13 protein-coding genes are annotated in these 15,511 nt (G+C 51.1%); 6 read left to right on the top strand and 7 right to left on the bottom strand.

Features of this window, described 5'->3' with window-relative positions:
- Positions 1-72 precede the first annotated feature (72 nt).
- Positions 73-1,083: an FAD-binding oxidoreductase gene (locus AKG09_RS01660; RefSeq protein ID WP_054617757.1), complete on the top strand. Its 1,011-nt coding sequence runs from the start codon at positions 73-75 to the stop codon at positions 1,081-1,083.
- Between the two features lie 176 nt (positions 1,084-1,259).
- Entirely contained in the window at positions 1,260-1,394 is a 135-nt protein-coding gene (locus AKG09_RS11570; RefSeq protein ID WP_009117145.1) for a DUF3149 domain-containing protein, read from the top strand.
- A 165-nt stretch (positions 1,395-1,559) separates the two neighbouring features.
- On the opposite strand, the gene AKG09_RS01655 is transcribed toward AKG09_RS11570, so the two are convergent.
- From AKG09_RS01655 to AKG09_RS01635, 5 genes are all read right to left on the bottom strand, one after another.
- Entirely contained in the window at positions 1,560-1,868 is a 309-nt protein-coding gene (locus AKG09_RS01655; RefSeq protein WP_054617756.1) for a hypothetical protein, read from the bottom strand.
- A 75-nt stretch (positions 1,869-1,943) separates the two neighbouring features.
- Positions 1,944-2,435: a peptidylprolyl isomerase gene (locus AKG09_RS01650; RefSeq protein ID WP_054617755.1), complete on the bottom strand. Its 492-nt coding sequence runs from the start codon at positions 2,433-2,435 to the stop codon at positions 1,944-1,946.
- Positions 2,436-2,551: 116 nt separating this feature from the next.
- Positions 2,552-3,934 carry a NarK family nitrate/nitrite MFS transporter gene (locus AKG09_RS01645; RefSeq protein WP_054617754.1) on the bottom strand — a complete coding sequence of 461 codons (1,383 nt, stop codon included), beginning with the start codon at positions 3,932-3,934 and terminating at the stop codon, positions 2,552-2,554.
- Between the two features lie 17 nt (positions 3,935-3,951).
- The gene (locus AKG09_RS01640) at positions 3,952-5,181 is read right to left on the bottom strand and encodes a nitrate/nitrite transporter (RefSeq protein WP_054617753.1); all 1,230 of its coding nucleotides are present in this window, start codon (positions 5,179-5,181) and stop codon (positions 3,952-3,954) included.
- A gap of 374 nt (positions 5,182-5,555) precedes the next feature.
- Entirely contained in the window at positions 5,556-5,930 is a 375-nt protein-coding gene (locus AKG09_RS01635; protein WP_054617752.1) for a hypothetical protein, read from the bottom strand.
- A 419-nt stretch (positions 5,931-6,349) separates the two neighbouring features.
- Here AKG09_RS01635 and efeU point away from each other — a divergent pair, with 419 nt between their 5' ends.
- From efeU to efeB, 3 genes are all read left to right on the top strand, one after another.
- A complete protein-coding gene (gene efeU, locus AKG09_RS01630; RefSeq protein ID WP_054617751.1) occupies positions 6,350-7,168 on the top strand; it encodes an iron uptake transporter permease EfeU in 819 nt (272 codons plus the stop codon).
- A 13-nt stretch (positions 7,169-7,181) separates the two neighbouring features.
- Positions 7,182-8,357 (top strand): iron uptake system protein EfeO, encoded by a 1,176-nt coding sequence (efeO, locus tag AKG09_RS01625; protein WP_054617750.1) that lies wholly within the window; start codon positions 7,182-7,184, stop codon positions 8,355-8,357.
- Between the two features lie 261 nt (positions 8,358-8,618).
- Positions 8,619-9,881 carry an iron uptake transporter deferrochelatase/peroxidase subunit gene (efeB, locus tag AKG09_RS01620; protein WP_054617749.1) on the top strand — a complete coding sequence of 421 codons (1,263 nt, stop codon included), beginning with the start codon at positions 8,619-8,621 and terminating at the stop codon, positions 9,879-9,881.
- 83 nt (positions 9,882-9,964) lie between these two features.
- Here efeB and AKG09_RS01615 read toward each other — a convergent pair whose 3' ends face one another.
- Together AKG09_RS01615 and AKG09_RS01610 are read right to left on the bottom strand one after the other, a co-directional pair.
- Positions 9,965-10,303, bottom strand: a complete 339-nt coding sequence (locus AKG09_RS01615) for a P-II family nitrogen regulator (RefSeq protein WP_054617748.1) — start codon at positions 10,301-10,303, stop codon at positions 9,965-9,967.
- Between the two features lie 68 nt (positions 10,304-10,371).
- Positions 10,372-10,890 (bottom strand): hypothetical protein, encoded by a 519-nt coding sequence (locus AKG09_RS01610; RefSeq protein WP_156320766.1) that lies wholly within the window; start codon positions 10,888-10,890, stop codon positions 10,372-10,374.
- 391 nt (positions 10,891-11,281) lie between these two features.
- Here AKG09_RS01610 and purL point away from each other — a divergent pair, with 391 nt between their 5' ends.
- On the top strand, positions 11,282-15,247 hold the full coding sequence (purL, locus tag AKG09_RS01605; RefSeq protein ID WP_054617746.1) for a phosphoribosylformylglycinamidine synthase: 3,966 nt from the start codon (positions 11,282-11,284) through the stop codon (positions 15,245-15,247).
- Positions 15,248-15,511 lie beyond the last annotated feature (264 nt).

Raw genomic sequence — 15,511 nt, 5'->3', positions numbered from 1 at the left:
TTATGCCCGAATTATTTATTTCTTGCAAAACTTCGCTATAATCCCGTTAGTTCCAATGCAATTTTTATAAAAATGACCCAAACCGTTACCTTTTCCCAAAACTCGATCAGCTTTTCCGTTGATGATAATGAATCCATCCTGAGCGCAGCCAAACGCCAAAGCCTTAACCTGCCCCATTCCTGCCAAAACGGCATCTGCGGCCAATGCAAAGCTCAAGTTGTGAGCGGCCATGCCGTTCAAGGCGACCATGCCGAACAAGCTCTGACAGCGGAAGAGCAGGCTACAGGCAAAATTTTAATGTGTTGCTCAATCGCACAAAGTGATTTGGTGCTCGATATTCCGGGCTTTGACGCCGATACCCCGCCCGTACGCACACTACCAGCGCGTGTTAACTCAGTAGAATATATTCATGATGTCGCCATCGTTACGCTTGCCCTGCCCAAAGCCCCGCCTTTTGTATTCTACGCCGGCCAGTATATTGATATTCTTCTGAAAAGCAATCATATCCGAAGCTACTCCATCGCTAGTTCCGCCGATAACCCCGGCACGCTGGAGCTGCACATCCGCCGCCGTAAAAACGGTTTGTTTTCCAATATGCTGTTTGGCGAAGATGCCGTTGTGAAAACCGGTGCGGTGATGCGTATCCGCGCACCTTTGGGCAGTTTTACTCTGCGCAAAAACAGCCGCGCGCCTTTGCTTTTATTGGCTACTGGCACGGGCTTCGCGCCGATTAAAAGTATTCTGCACTATCTCGCCGCGCATGATCCACAGCGCGAAGTCCACTTTTATTGGGGAGCAAGGCATGAAGTTGATCTTTATCAAGCCGATGCCGCAGCCGAATTGATCAGCCGCCTGCCCAACGGCTGCTTCACACAAGTTTTGTCGCGCCCGCAAGACGGCTGGCAAGGGAAAACCGGCTATATCCAGCAGCATATTCTGGCTGACTATCCTGATTTATCGGCTTACGAAGTGTATGCCTGCGGTTCACCGGCGATGATTGAAGCAACCCAACAGCAATGCGAAACGCAGCAGAATCTGCCGCGAGATTCGTTTTTCTCAGATGCTTTTTCGCCATCTCATTAGAATATTTAAATATTACATAATAAAACTGCCCCATTGGGCAGTTTTGTTGTTTATAGATTGTATTTAAATAATAACTATGATTAGAGCATTCTATTGACCTGAGTCAATGCTATGTAGGAATTATTCTCTATAATCACTCTAAACCAATATCAATAAACAAATATGGGAACACGATTATGGAACTACTGGCAGAATTATTTAAATCCCCTGTGGGTATTTTATCTTTTATCACAATTATGGTTGTGATTGTGATTGCAACTTTTTTATTTTTTTGGATAAAAAAACAAGCAGATCAAACTCCGAAAAAATAAAACGAATCTCTTTCCTCTTGATGTGTGTGTGTTTGGGTGTGGCGGATGTCACACCTTTTTTTTGCCTGTGTTAAAAATGCCTGTCTAAACAAACGATTGTTCAGACAGGCATTTTATTATCCCGACCGCTTGCCGTTATATTTAAAGAATAAACTGTTTTTACTTCTAACCGCGCATTCTGCGCCATTCCATATAATCACGCAGAGGCGGCATGGGCGGGTTGATACAATGCGGGCAAATGGCAGTGGTGTCTTCATCGTCATCAAATTCAATGTGCAAGGTATTCGGATCAAAACGGGCCTGCTGCGCCACCGCCTGCGCCAGTGCCTGCGCTTGGACCACATCGAATTCAAATGTTTGGATAATTTCTTCCAAGAGACCCTGCTCGGAATGGGAGAAATCGATTCGGTTTTGTTCTATCAACCGAACATAGTCGGCATTTCTGATTTTTTGATGCAGTAATTCTATAAACATGCGTGTGCCTTAACAATAATGAATGCCTGTCTGAAAAAAGTTTTTCAGACAGGCATTGTATTGTATTACAAAGAGTTACACAATTTCAGCTTTTTCAATCACCACATCTTCTACCGGCACGTCATCATGGTAGCCGTGGCTTTTGGTTGCCACGCCTTCGATTGCGTCTACCACATCGAAGCCGTCAACCACTTTGCCGAACACTGCATAGCCCCAGCCGTGCAGGCTAGGCTCGGTGTGGTTTAAGAAGGTGTTGTCTTTGGTGTTGATGAAAAATTGTGCGGAAGCAGAGTGCGGCGCTTGGGTGCGCGCCATTGCGATGGTGTATTTGTCGTTTTTCAAGCCGTTTTGCGCTTCGTTCTGAATCGGCTCGCGGGTTTGCTTTTCTTTCATACCCGGCTCCATACCGCCGCCTTGAATCATAAAGCCTTTAATTACACGGTGGAAAATCACACCGTTGTAAAAACCGTCTTTCACATATTGTTCGAAGTTGGCCGAGGTTACAGGAGCTTTTTCGTGATCCAATTCCAGAGTAATCACGCCTTTATTGGTGGTTAATTTAATCATAATCTATCCTTAATTGATTGCAAACGGGTTGAAATTCCTGAAAAACATGGGGCTTTACCGACAATATTCAATGCCTGTCTGAAAATATTTTTCAGACAGGCATTGGAAAGCCCAAACTAGCATTTCGCTTCCGCACCGCTGCGCATGTAATACCACCAGTTAATCACACAGCACAACGCATAAAAAGCGATAAACAGATACAGCGCGGCGTTCACACTGCCGGTCATCTCAATAGATGTACCGTAACTTTTCGGAATAAGAAAACCGCCGTAAGCCGCAAACGCTGCGGTAAATCCAATTACTGCCGCACCTTCTTTGGTGGCATCTTGCAAAGCCTGCTCTTTTGTTTTCACACCTTGCAGAGCGAGCTTTTCGTGCATATTCAGGAAAATCACCGGCACTTGCATAAAGGTTGAACCGTTACCCAAACCGGTTAAGGCAAACAAGGCCATGAAGCAGGCAAAGAAACCCCAAAAATTACCGCCCTGCCCGTTGGTCGGCAAAAATGCCAACACACCGAACACCGCAATAATCATACCGGTAAACACCAATTGGGTAATTTTGGCACCACTTTTGATCTTATCGGAAACCCACCCGCCAAACGGGCGAACCAACGCGCCCACCAGCGGGCCTAAGAACGCATATTTCACAGGGTTCACATCCGGAAACTGGCCTTTAATCAAAAGCGGGAAGCCTGCGGAAAAGCCGATAAACGAGCCGAATGTGCCCAGATAAAGAATACACATCAGCCAGTTGTGTTTGCGCTGGAAAATAACAGACTGCTCTTTAAAGCTGGCTTTGGCACTGGCCAAATCGTTCATACCGAACCAAGCGGCCAATGTCGACAATATGATAAACGGCACCCAGATAAAGCCCGCATTTTGCAGCCAGATCTGTTTGGTTTCATTGCCCTTTACCCAAGTTTGCGCCTCTCCGCCCAAGGCGCCGAACAAGCCTGCGGTAATTACCAACGGCACGGTAAACTGCACTACCGACACGCCCAAATTACCCAAACCCGCATTCAAACCGAGCGCCGTGCCCTTTTCCGCTTTCGGGAAAAAGAAGCTGATATTGGCCATACTGGAAGAGAAGTTACCGCCGCCGAAGCCGCACAACAAAGCCAAAAGCGCCATCAGAAAATAGCTGGTGTTCGGGTTTTGCACCGCAAAGCCCAAGCCGACAGCAGGCAAAAGCAGGCTGGCGGTAGAAATTGCCGTCCACTTGCGGCCGCCGAATATCGGCACCATAAACGAATAGAAAATCCGCAAAGTCGCTCCCGACAAAGCAGGCAAAGCAGCCAGCCAGAACAATTGGTTAGGCGTGTATTTAAATCCGATATTAGGCAGGTTTACCACCGCCACGCTCCACACCTGCCACATGGCAAATGCCAGCAAAAGCGCGGGAATGGAAATCCACAAATTGCGCCGCGCAATCGGCCTGCCCGTTTTTTCCCAAAATTCCTTATCCTCGGGGCGCCAATCTTGAATGGTATAGCTCATCTCGAAATCTCCTCAAATTATTCGGCCGCAGGGCGTTTGGCTTTGAATGAAAAGTGCATCCAGATCAGCGACACACAAACCGTGCCGTAAAGCAGCATAAAGCTGGTAGAGCGGATACCGGTTAGATCTTCCAAAAATCCGAACATAATCGGCAGCAAGAAACCGCCCAAACCGCCCGCCAAGCCAACAATGCCGGAAACCGCGCCGATATTGTCGGGATAATCGTCGGCCACAAATTTGAACACGGAAGCCTTGCCCACCGCCATTGCCACACCTACGGTAAACATCAAGATGGTAAAAACGGTAACGTTCAAGCCGATGTGCAGGCTCACTTCACCTTTGCTGGTATGAATCACCAAATCGGTTTGCGGGTAAGACAAGATGAAAAAGCACACCCAACAAATCCACATTACCGCCCAAGTAACCTTATATGCGCCGAATTTATCGGAAAAATAGCCGCCCAACGCACGCAACACACCGCCCGGCAAAGAGAAACACGCAGCAAGGAAAGCCGCTGTCTTCAGGCTCAAGCCGTATTCGCCCACATAATATTTGGTCATCCACAAAGCCAGCGCCACATAGCCGCCGAACACCACGGAATAATATTGGCTGTAACGCAATACGCCCGGGTCTTTCAAAAGCGCGAGCTGCTCGCCCAAAGTTACGGAAGAAGAGACCTGATGGCTTTTGTCGCTGTAAGACGTGAACCAAAACAGAATTGCCGTGCCCAGCATAATGGCTGCATACACAGTCGGCACAAAGTGCCAAGTGCCGTAAGCAATCAGAGCAGGTGCCAGAAATTTATTCAGAGCAGAACCGGCGTTACCCGCACCAAACACACCCATCGCCATGCCTTGCTGCTCTTTCGGAAACCAACGCGCCACATAAGGTGTACCCACCGAAAACGAGCCTCCGGCCAAACCCATCACCAAACCGATAACGAGAAAATGCCAGAAATGGTCGGCATACTGCATCAAATAAATCGCCGGCACACAAGCAATCATTAAAGAAAACAATACGATTCTGCCGCCGTAGCGGTCGGTCCAGATGCCCAAAGGCACACGCACCAGCGAGCCGGAAAGCACCGGCGTAGCCGCCAGAATACCGAATTCGGCTTCAGACAGGCCTAATTCGTTCTTAATCGGAATGCCCACCACAGCCAGCATCATCCAAATCATGAAGCAGACCGTAAACGAGAGCGTACTGGATATTAAAACGGAATATCGTTTATATGTTAAGGAAGCCATGCTATTTACCTTTTCGGTATCTGGATTGAAGTTCCCGAATAAGCGCCGCAATACGGCGCGCCATAGTCAGTCAAATTAATTTTTGATACAAGGCAGCAAGCCGAAGACAGTACAGTTAGTACGGCGAGACACTGCAACGCCGTAGCAAAAGTTAAGGTGATTGACTATATTCATCTGAACATAACCTTACGCCAAGAGCACTTCCTTTTACATTATTACAAAGCACGGCTCAGGCATCGTGTGTAACTAGAACGCAGATACGCCACATGAACATCAAGCTAATGCAAAAGAACTAGATTCACTCCCTACACAAACAACCATGCCTGTCTGAAAAGCTTTTCAGACAGGCATGGTTGTTTGCTAAATAGCGGGGATTAGTGTGCAGCCGGTGCCACGTTGATGCCGCCTTCAGCAGGTGCGGCAGGAACCATCGCACCTTCAGCAGGCAATGCAGGCGGCGCATCTACTTGTACAGGTTCGGCTTCAACCGGAGCGACCGGCGCAGCATCGGCAGGCGCAGGTACTGCAGCACCTGCTTCAGCCGGAGCGGCAGGAATCGCGGCAGCACCCGGCTCAAACTGGAATTTCACGCTGTCGTCATTTTTAGAGCTGCGGGCAACACCATCGTTTTCCACAGCCTGCAAACCCGGAATGTCGCTTGGCGCGCTTTCAACAGGAGTTTGCGCATTAGCCAATGCGCTGCCCAAAGCGGCTACTGCAGCCAAAGACATTACGATACTTTTTTTCATGAAGATTCCTTTCTTGTCTACTTCAAAGGACAGCGGCCGCCCCGCTTACCCGGGGTTACGGCTTATCCCTATTCTCTCTGTTTAAACATTCTGTTTCTTGTATTTGGTTTGGTATTTCCGGCAAAGCGACGCAAACCCAAACCATACACACTCGTCTGAATCGTTTTCAGACAGGCTTTGGATTGGAGCCTTCAGGCTGATTTAAGTTTCTCAAGAATCATTAAACAAACTCAAGTTTGCGGCAAGATTCCGTTAACTGCTTTCTTTTTAAAAGAATAAATCTGCTTCAAATGCCTGTCTGAAAAAAGTTTCAGACAGGCATTCATGCCAAATTATCACGAAAGAAAACAAAAACGATTTGCATTTAAAAAAAGAAAGCGCGATAATTTACATAACTTAAAAATCTGCTTGCATTAAATATGTTGATTGCATTACTCATCATGCTGCGCGAAGGTATTGAAGCAGCATTGATTGTCGGCATCGTGGCCGGCTTCTTAAAACAATCAGGATACAGCCATCTGATGGCTAAAGTTTGGACTGGCGTGATACTTGCTGCGCTGATCTGCATCGGCACAGGAGTTGCCATTTATAAAACCACAGGCGAAATCCCCCAGAAGCAGCAAGAATTTGTTGTGGGCGTTATCGGGCTGATTGCCGTGGGTATGCTTACTTATATGATTCTCTGGATGCAAAAAGCATCGCGCTCCATCAAACAGCAATTACAAAGCTCAGTCCAAGCCGCGCTCAACAGGGGCAGCGGGCAAGGCTGGGCTTTGGTGCTAATGGCCTTTCTCGCCGTTATCCGCGAAGGTTTGGAAAGCGTGTTTTTCCTAATCGCAGTGTTCCAGCAGAGCCCCACGCCTTGGATGCCCGCCGGTGCCGTGCTCGGCCTGCTGATCGCCATCGTTATCGGTTGGCTGATTTATCAGGGCGGTATGCGGATTAATCTGGCGAAATTCTTCCGCTGGACAGGCGTATTCCTGATTTTTGTAGCCGCCGGTTTATTTGCAGGCGCATTCCGCGCTTTGCACGAAGCCGGCGTTTGGAATATCGGACAAAACGTTATCGCCGATTTTTCATCAGTGCTGCATGAAGACAGCCCGTTAGGCGTGCTGCTCGGCGGCTTTTTCGGCTACACCGATCATCCGGTTTTAAGCGATGTAGTGCTCTACTTCGCCTATCTGATTCCCGTTTTATTCTTGTTTTTAAAAGGCAGCAAACCCGCTGCGAAACCATAATGGAGAGAGAAAAATGAATAAATCCAACCTAACTGCTTTATCTATCTTAATTGCATTAGGCTTGTCTGGCTGCCAACCGCCCGAGGCGGAAAAAACCGCAGCCCCGGCTTCCGGTGCATCAGGTGCGGCCCAAACCAAAAACCCTGACGGATCGTTCAACATTGCCGTTAACGACAGCGCCTGCGACCCGATGGAGCTGACCGTGCCCAGCGGCGAAACCGTGTTCAACATCAAGAACAACAGCGGCCGCAAACTCGAATGGGAAATCCTCAAAGGCGTGATGGTGGTGGACGAGCGCGAAAACATCGCCCCCGGCCTGTCTGACAAAATGACCGTTACCCTCCTGCCCGGCGAATACGAAATGGCCTGCGGCCTGCTTACCAACCCGCGCGGCAAACTGATCGTAACCGACAGTGGCTTCAAACCTGCCGACAACACCGCCAACCTGGAAAAACTTGCCCAACCGCTGGCTGACTACAAAACCTACGTTCAAGCCGAAGCCGCCGAGCTCGTGAAGAAAACCGCCGCCTTCGTTGCCGACGTGAAAGCAGGCAAAATTGAAGATGCCAAAGCCAAATTTGCCGACACACGCACCCATTACGAGCGCATCGAGCCGATTGCCGAATTGTTTAACGAGCTCGACCCCGCCATCGACGCGCGTGAGGACGACTTCAAAAAAGGCCCGAAAGATCCGGAATTCACCGGCTTCCACCGCATCGAATACGCTTTATGGGTTGAAAAATCCACCGACGGCGTGAAAGAAGTGGCCGACAAACTGGAAGCAGACGTGAAAAAACTGCAAACAGAAATCGACGCACTGACCTTCCCGCCGAACAAAGTGGTAGGCGGTGCCGCCGTGTTGATTGAAGAAGTGGCCGGCAGCAAAATCAGCGGAGAAGAAGACCGCTACAGCCACACCGATTTAAGCGACTTCAACGCCAATGTGGAAGGCGCACAAAAAATCGTCGAGCTTTTCCGCCCGATGATTACCGAGAAAAACAAAGCGCTGTTGGATAAAACCGATGCCAACTTCAAACAGGTAAACGACATTCTGGCCAAATACAAAACCGCCAACGGCTTTGAAACTTATGACAAACTCTCCGAAGCCGACCGCAAAACCCTACAAGCGCCCATCAACGCATTGGCCGAAGACTTGGCTCAATTGCGCGGCACATTGGGTTTGAATTGATGCCTGTCTGAAAAAAGGCAGAACACTAAAACGTGGGTTCTGCCCGCGTTTTGTAGTGAATCAACTTAAAAAATAGTACGCTCGTCATACTCGGGCTTGACCCGAGTATCTTGAGTTGCAGTAACTTTAAGAGATACTCGGGTCAAGCCCGAGTATGACGGTCTCGTTATTAAACTTAAATGAATTGACTATGGTGCGTACGGTCATTATGTCCAATAACCATAAATTCAGACAGGCCTGTCTGAAAACAAGGAAACCGATATGTCAGACCCCAACCAAACACCCGACAAAAGCAAACGCAATTTGTTTAAAGCCGCCGCCATCGCCGGAGCCGGTGTTGCCGCAGGCGCGCTCGGCGGCATCAAATTCGGCAAGCAGGAAGAAAAAACCGCCGCCAACATGCACAGCAAACAACGCTACGACTGCTACGGCACCCATCAGGCAGGCATTACCACGCCGCACCAGCCTTTCTCCATCATGTGCGCCTTCGACATCACCGCCAACAACGCATCCCAATTAATCAACTTCTTCCGCGTGCTCACCACCCGCATCGAATTCCTTACACAAGGCGGTGAGCTGCAAGACGGCGATGCCAAACTGCCGCCCGCAGGCAGCGGCATCTTGGGCAAACAAATGCCGAGCGACGGCCTCACCGTTACCGTATCCGTCGGCGACAGCCTCTTTGACAAGCGTTTCGGCCTTGAAGCCAAAAAACCCAAACATCTGCAAGAAATGAAACGCTTCCCCAACGACAAACTGGCCGCAGAATGGTGCGACGGCGACATCAGCCTGCAAATCTGCGCCCTCAGCCCCGAAACCTGCCAAAACGCCCTGCGCGACATCATCAAAAACACCGCCCAATTTGCCGTGGTTCGCTGGAGCGTTGACGGCTTCCTGCCCAAAACCACGCCCGGTTCCGCCCCCCGTAATCTGCTCGGTTTCCACGACGGGTCGGCCAACCCCGACGTTTCCAATCCCAAAACCGCCGATGCGGTGTTATGGACGGGCGTGGCACCCAACAGCCTCGACGAACCGGCATGGGCCAAAAACGGCACTTATCAGGCCGTGCGGATTATCCGCCATTTCGTAGAATTCTGGGACAGAACGCCCCTGCAAGAACAAGAAGCCATTTTCGGGCGCGAAAAATACAGCGGCGCACCATTAGGCATGAAAAAAGAACAGGATACGCCCGACTATGCCAAAGACCCCGAGGGCAAAACCATCCCCCAAGACAGCCATATGCGTTTGGCCAACCCGCGCGATCCCGAGTTTATGAAAAAACACCAACTCTTCCGCCGCCCCTTCAACTATTCGCGCGGCCTAGCCAAATCGGGCCAATTAGACGTAGGTTTGGTATTTATCTGCTACCAAGCGAACCTTGACGACGGCTTTATCTTCGTGCAAAAACTGCTCGATCTCGAGCCGCTGGAAGAATACATCAGCCCCTTCGGCGGCGGCTATTTCTTCACCCTTCCGGGCGTCAAAAAAGGCGAATTTATCGGCCAGAGTCTGATGCTGGGTTAACGTTTCGGTGCAACTTAAATGCCTGTCTGAAAAAACTTTTCAGACAGGCATTCTATTGCAAACGTTTCAAACAGTTTCAATGATCAAATCGCCGCATCCGAAGTTTCACCGGTTCGGATGCGGATGGCCTCTTCAACCGGCAAGATAAAAATTTTACCGTCGCCGATTTTGCCCGAACGCGCCGCTTCCACAATCACCTCAACCGCACGCTCCACCATATCGTCGCCCAACACGATTTCCAGCTTCACTTTCGGCAGAAAATCCACCGCATATTCCGCCCCGCGATAAATTTCCGTGTGGCCTTTCTGGCGGCCGAAACCTTTCACTTCACTCACCGTCATGCCCGCAATACCCTCTTCGGTAAGCGCCTCGCGCACATCGTCTAATTTAAAAGGTTTGATAATGGCTTCGATTTTTTTCATAGTTTCCTCAAATTCTCAAATAACGCAATATGCCTGTCTGAAACAATAATAATGACGCTTTAATTTCCCTACTGCATCCGCCGCAAGATTTTCTGCTCGAAAACCACAATATAAAGCCGCACCAGCAGCAGGAGAAAAAACACTGTAAAAAACACATGGCGCAGATACACAAACACGCGCGCCCAGCCCGCCGCCTGTTTCTCCAGCAGCGTAACCTGCTCGTCAACCAGCGCTTTCGGATAATTCTGTTCCACCCGCTCTTGCGTCAGCTCATCGGTAAAGGCAGCAGCCAGCAACACATTGCCTTCCTCCACGCCCAAATATTTCAAATCCGCCACCAGCCGCTCCTGCGGCTTGGCCGCTACATTATGCCGGTTTTCATACTGGCTCAACGCGCGGCAGAAAGGATGGTTTTTGCCGCAGAAAAACGTAAACTCGCGCCCGTCTTTCTCAGCTTTAAATTCCTTGCCTTCCTCACCCAACCACACCGCCATACCGTGCTCTGAATAAAGCTGCGCACTCTGCCAATCGACTTTGCCGGTTTTATACATGCTCACACCCAGCATCAGCCAGCTAAACAAAAGCATCCACAGCATAATCCGTACAATCTTATGCTTGCGCCGGACCAACCATATATTGACGTTCAAAATTCCGCAACCTTTCCCAAAAGCTTATTTCATTTTCAGACAGGCATTATGACACAGCCTGCTACTTTATGTCGTTTATAGTTGCCCAACCCAATAATTCCATGATCTTGCCCAACTTTTCCGTGCAATTCTGCGCTGAAAAAAAATCAAAGCATTATGCAATTGGAATTCACACGCCCGATCAAACCATCCAATCCGTTTATTCACACACAAGCAAAATCCACTCAAATTGCAAACAATTTCCCAAGCGGAAAAAGCGTTTTCAACGTATAATTCAGCTTCATTTTTCTGAATCTACCCTATCTCCCAACTGATTTTAAGAGAAAGCCACATGTCCGTCGTATTGCCCTTGCGCGGCGTTGCCGCCCTGTCTGATTTCCGCATCGAAAAACTCCTGCAAAAAGCCGCGGCCGCCGGCCTGCCGAAAGCAGAATTAAGCAGCGAATTCTGGTATTTCGTAAGCAGCGAATCCGCGCTAAACAACGAAACCACAGCAAAATTGCAGGCTTTGTTAGCAGCAGAAAGTGTCGAGAAAACACCCGAAGCCGAAAACAGCCTGCATTTGTTTTTAATCACCCCCCGCATCGGCACCATTTCGCCGTGGGCATCCAAAGCCACCGACATCGCGCACAACTGCGGCTTGGCACACATCGAGCGCATCGAGCGCGGCATGGCGGTGTGGGTGAAAGGCGAACTGAACGCCGAACAAAAGCAGCAATGGGCCGCCCTCTTGCACGACCGCATGACCGAAAGCGTGCTGCCTGATTTTCAGACGGCCTCACAGCTCTTCGCCCACCCCGAAGCGCAGACCTTTGCCACCGTTGATGTGTTAGGCAAAGGCAAAGACGCTTTGGTACAAGCCAACAGCGAACTGGGCTTGGCGCTGTCGCCCGACGAAATCGACTATCTGCTGGAAAACTACCAAGCCTTGCAGCGCAACCCCAGCGATGTCGAGCTGATGATGTTCGCTCAGGCCAACTCAGAACACTGTCGCCACAAAATCTTCAATGCCGACTTCATCTTAAACGGCGAAAAACAGCCCAAATCGCTGTTCGGCATGATCCGCGACACCCACAACGCCCATCCCGAAGGCACTATTGTGGCCTATAAAGACAACGCCTCCATTATCGAAGGCGCGAAAATCGAGCGTTTCTACCCGCGCGCGGGCGAACAGCAAGGCTACCGCTTCAGCGAGGAAGAAACACACATTCTGATGAAAGTGGAAACCCACAACCACCCCACCGCCATCGCGCCTTTCGCGGGTGCAGCCACCGGTGCGGGCGGCGAAATCCGCGACGAAGGCGCCACCGGCAAAGGCGCGCGCCCGAAAGCGGGTTTGACCGGCTTTACCGTGTCCAACCTCAACATCCCCGGCTTCAAACAACCGTGGGAAGGCGGCTACGGCAAGCCCGACCACATCAGCAGCCCGCTCGACATCATGATCGAAGGCCCCATCGGCGGCGCGGCGTTCAACAACGAATTCGGCCGCCCCAACCTCTTGGGCTATTTCCGCACATTTGAAGAAGAATTCGAAGGCCAAATGCGCGGCTACCACAAGCCCATCATGATTGCCGGCGGTTTGGGCAACATTCAGGCAGGCCAAACCCATAAAGACCAAATTCCCGAAGGCGCGTTATTGGTGCAACTCGGCGGCCCCGGCATGCTGATCGGTTTGGGCGGTGGCGCGGCCTCGTCTATGGATACCGGCAGCAACGCGGCCGATTTGGACTTCAACTCGGTACAGCGCGGCAACCCCGAAATCGAACGCCGTGCGCAGGAAGTGATCGACCGCTGCTGGCAGCTCGGCAAAAACAATCCGATTGTGTCGATTCACGACGTCGGTGCCGGCGGCTTGTCGAACGCCTTCCCAGAATTGGTCAACGACGCCGGCCGCGGCGCGGTGTTCAAACTGCGCGACGTACCGCTGGAAGAACACGGCCTAAGCCCGATGCAGATTTGGTGTAACGAAGCGCAAGAGCGTTATGTGTTGTCGATTTTGCCGGAGAGCCTCGATTTATTCCGCGAAATCTGCGAACGCGAACGCTGCCCGTTTGCCATGGTCGGCACTGCCACCGACGACGGCCATCTGCAAGTGCGCGACGATTTGTACGGCAACAACCCCGTTGATTTGCCGCTGAACGTCTTGCTCGGCAAACCACCCAAAACCACCCGCAGCGACCACACCGTAAGGCCGTCTGAAAAACCGTTTTCAGGTAGCCATATCGACCTGAAAGAGGCCGCCTACCGCGTGTTGCGCCTGCCCACCGTGACCGCCAAAAACTTCCTGATTACCATCGGCGACCGCAGCGTCGGCGGCATGACCCACCGCGACCAAATGGTCGGCAAATACCAAACCCCCGTGGCTGATGCCGCCGTTACCATGATGGGCTTCAACACCCACAAAGGCGAAACCATGGCCATGGGCGAAAAACCGACCGTCGCCCTCTTCGACGCACCCGCTTCCGGCCGCATGGCCATCGGCGAAACGCTGACCAACCTCGCCGGCGTGAATATCGGCGACATCGGCAACATCAAACTCTCTGCCAACTGGATGGCCGCCTGCGGCAATGCCGGCGAAGACGAAAAACTCTACCGCACCGTCGAAGCCGTGTCGCAAGCCTGTCAGGAACTGGGCATCAGCATTCCCGTGGGCAAAGATTCGCTGTCGATGAAAACCGTGTGGAAAGACAACGGCGCGCAAAAATCGGTTACATCGCCGTTGAGCCTGATCATCACCGGTTTCGCGCCGGTACAAGACGTGCGCAAAACCGTTACGCCCGAATTGAAAAACGTGGCCGACAGCGTATTGCTGGCCGTGGACTTGGGCTTCGGCAAAGCGCGCATGGGCGGCTCGGCCTTAAGCCAAGTGTATAACGATATGGCAGGCGAAGCGCCGGATATCGAGGCAGGCCGTCTGAAAGCGTTTTATGAAGTGATGCAGCAGCTTGTGGCCGAAGATAAACTGCTGGCCTATCATGACCGCAGCGACGGCGGCTTGTTTGCGACTCTGGCGGAAATGGCGTTTGCGGGACGTTACGGCTTAGATGTAGATTTAAATTTATTGCTTGCACAAACATTTATTACCAACCATACCGCTCTGTCTCAATCATTGCAAACAGAAGAGGTAAAAACGTTGGCAGAATGGCAAGAAACCATTGCCCGCACATTATTTAATGAAGAATTAGGTGCGGTTATCCAAGTTAAGAAACAAGATGTTGGCAATATTATCAATTTATTCTATCAACGACAGCTGCATCACAATGTCTTTGAAATTGGTGTTCCGACCGATGAAAATATGCTCATCATCCACGACGGGCAGACACACCTTATTTCTGACGACTTAATCAAACTGCAACAAATCTGGCAAGAAACCAGCCACCAAATCCAACGTCTGCGTGACAACCCTGAATGCGCCGACAGCGAATTTGCCCTGCTGAAAGACAACCAACGCAGCGCACTGTTTGCCGACCTGACATTCGACCTCAAAGAAGACATCGCCGCACCGTTTATCGCAAGCGGTGCCAAGCCGAAAATCGCCGTATTGCGCGAACAAGGTGTGAACGGGCAGGTGGAAATGGCCGCCGCCTTTACCCGCGCTGGCTTCGACGCTTACGACGTACACATGAGCGACTTGATGGCCGGCCGCGTGAAACTGGCCGACTTCCAAATGCTCACTGCTTGCGGAGGCTTCAGCTACGGCGACGTGTTGGGCGCGGGCGAAGGCTGGGCGAAATCCATCCTGTTCCATCCCGAATTGCGCGACCAGTTCAGCGCCTTCTTCGAGCGCGGCGACACGCTCACTTTGGGCGTGTGCAACGGCTGCCAAATGGTGAGCAACTTGGCGGAAATCATTCCCGGCACGCAAGGCTGGCCGAAGTTCAAACGCAACCAAAGCGAACAGTTTGAAGCCCGCCTGAGCATGATCAACGTGCCCAAATCGCCCTCGCTGATTCTGGCCGAAATGCAAGGCAGCAGCCTCCCCGTCGTGGTGAGCCACGGCGAGGGTCGCGCCGATTTCGCCCATATCGGTGGCAAGATTTCAGACAGCCTCAATATCGCCCTGCAATACGTGGACGGCTTGGGCGCAGTTACCCAAACCTACCCGCTCAACCCCAACGGCTCGCCGCAAGGCATCGCGGGCGTTACCAACGCCGACGGCCGCGTCACCATCATGATGCCGCACCCCGAGCGCGTATACCGCACCGCCCAAATGAGCTGGCATCCCGACGATTGGCAAGACAGCGAACTTTCCGGCTGGTACCGCCTGTTTGCCGGCGCGCGCAAGGCTTTGGGATAAAACAATTAAGGGGCGACTTTAACAGGCTGCCCTTTGCCGATAAAAAACCGTACACTTGTTATATAGTGAATCAACTTAAAAATAACACACTCGTCATATTTGAGTTTGACCCGAGTATCTTGAGTTTCGGTAAATTTAGGAAATACTCGGGTCAAGCCCGAGTATGACGGTATCGTTATTATGTAAGTGGATTGACTATAGTTAATCCACTTACATAAGTCGTTACAAAAGTAAATGCCTGTCTGAAAACTTTTCAGACAGGCA

The organism is Neisseria sp. 83E34, assembly GCF_001308015.1.
Classification (GTDB): domain Bacteria; phylum Pseudomonadota; class Gammaproteobacteria; order Burkholderiales; family Neisseriaceae; genus Neisseria.
Note: the sequence above shows the minus strand (reverse complement) of the source record. Positions and strands in the feature narration are given on the sequence as shown.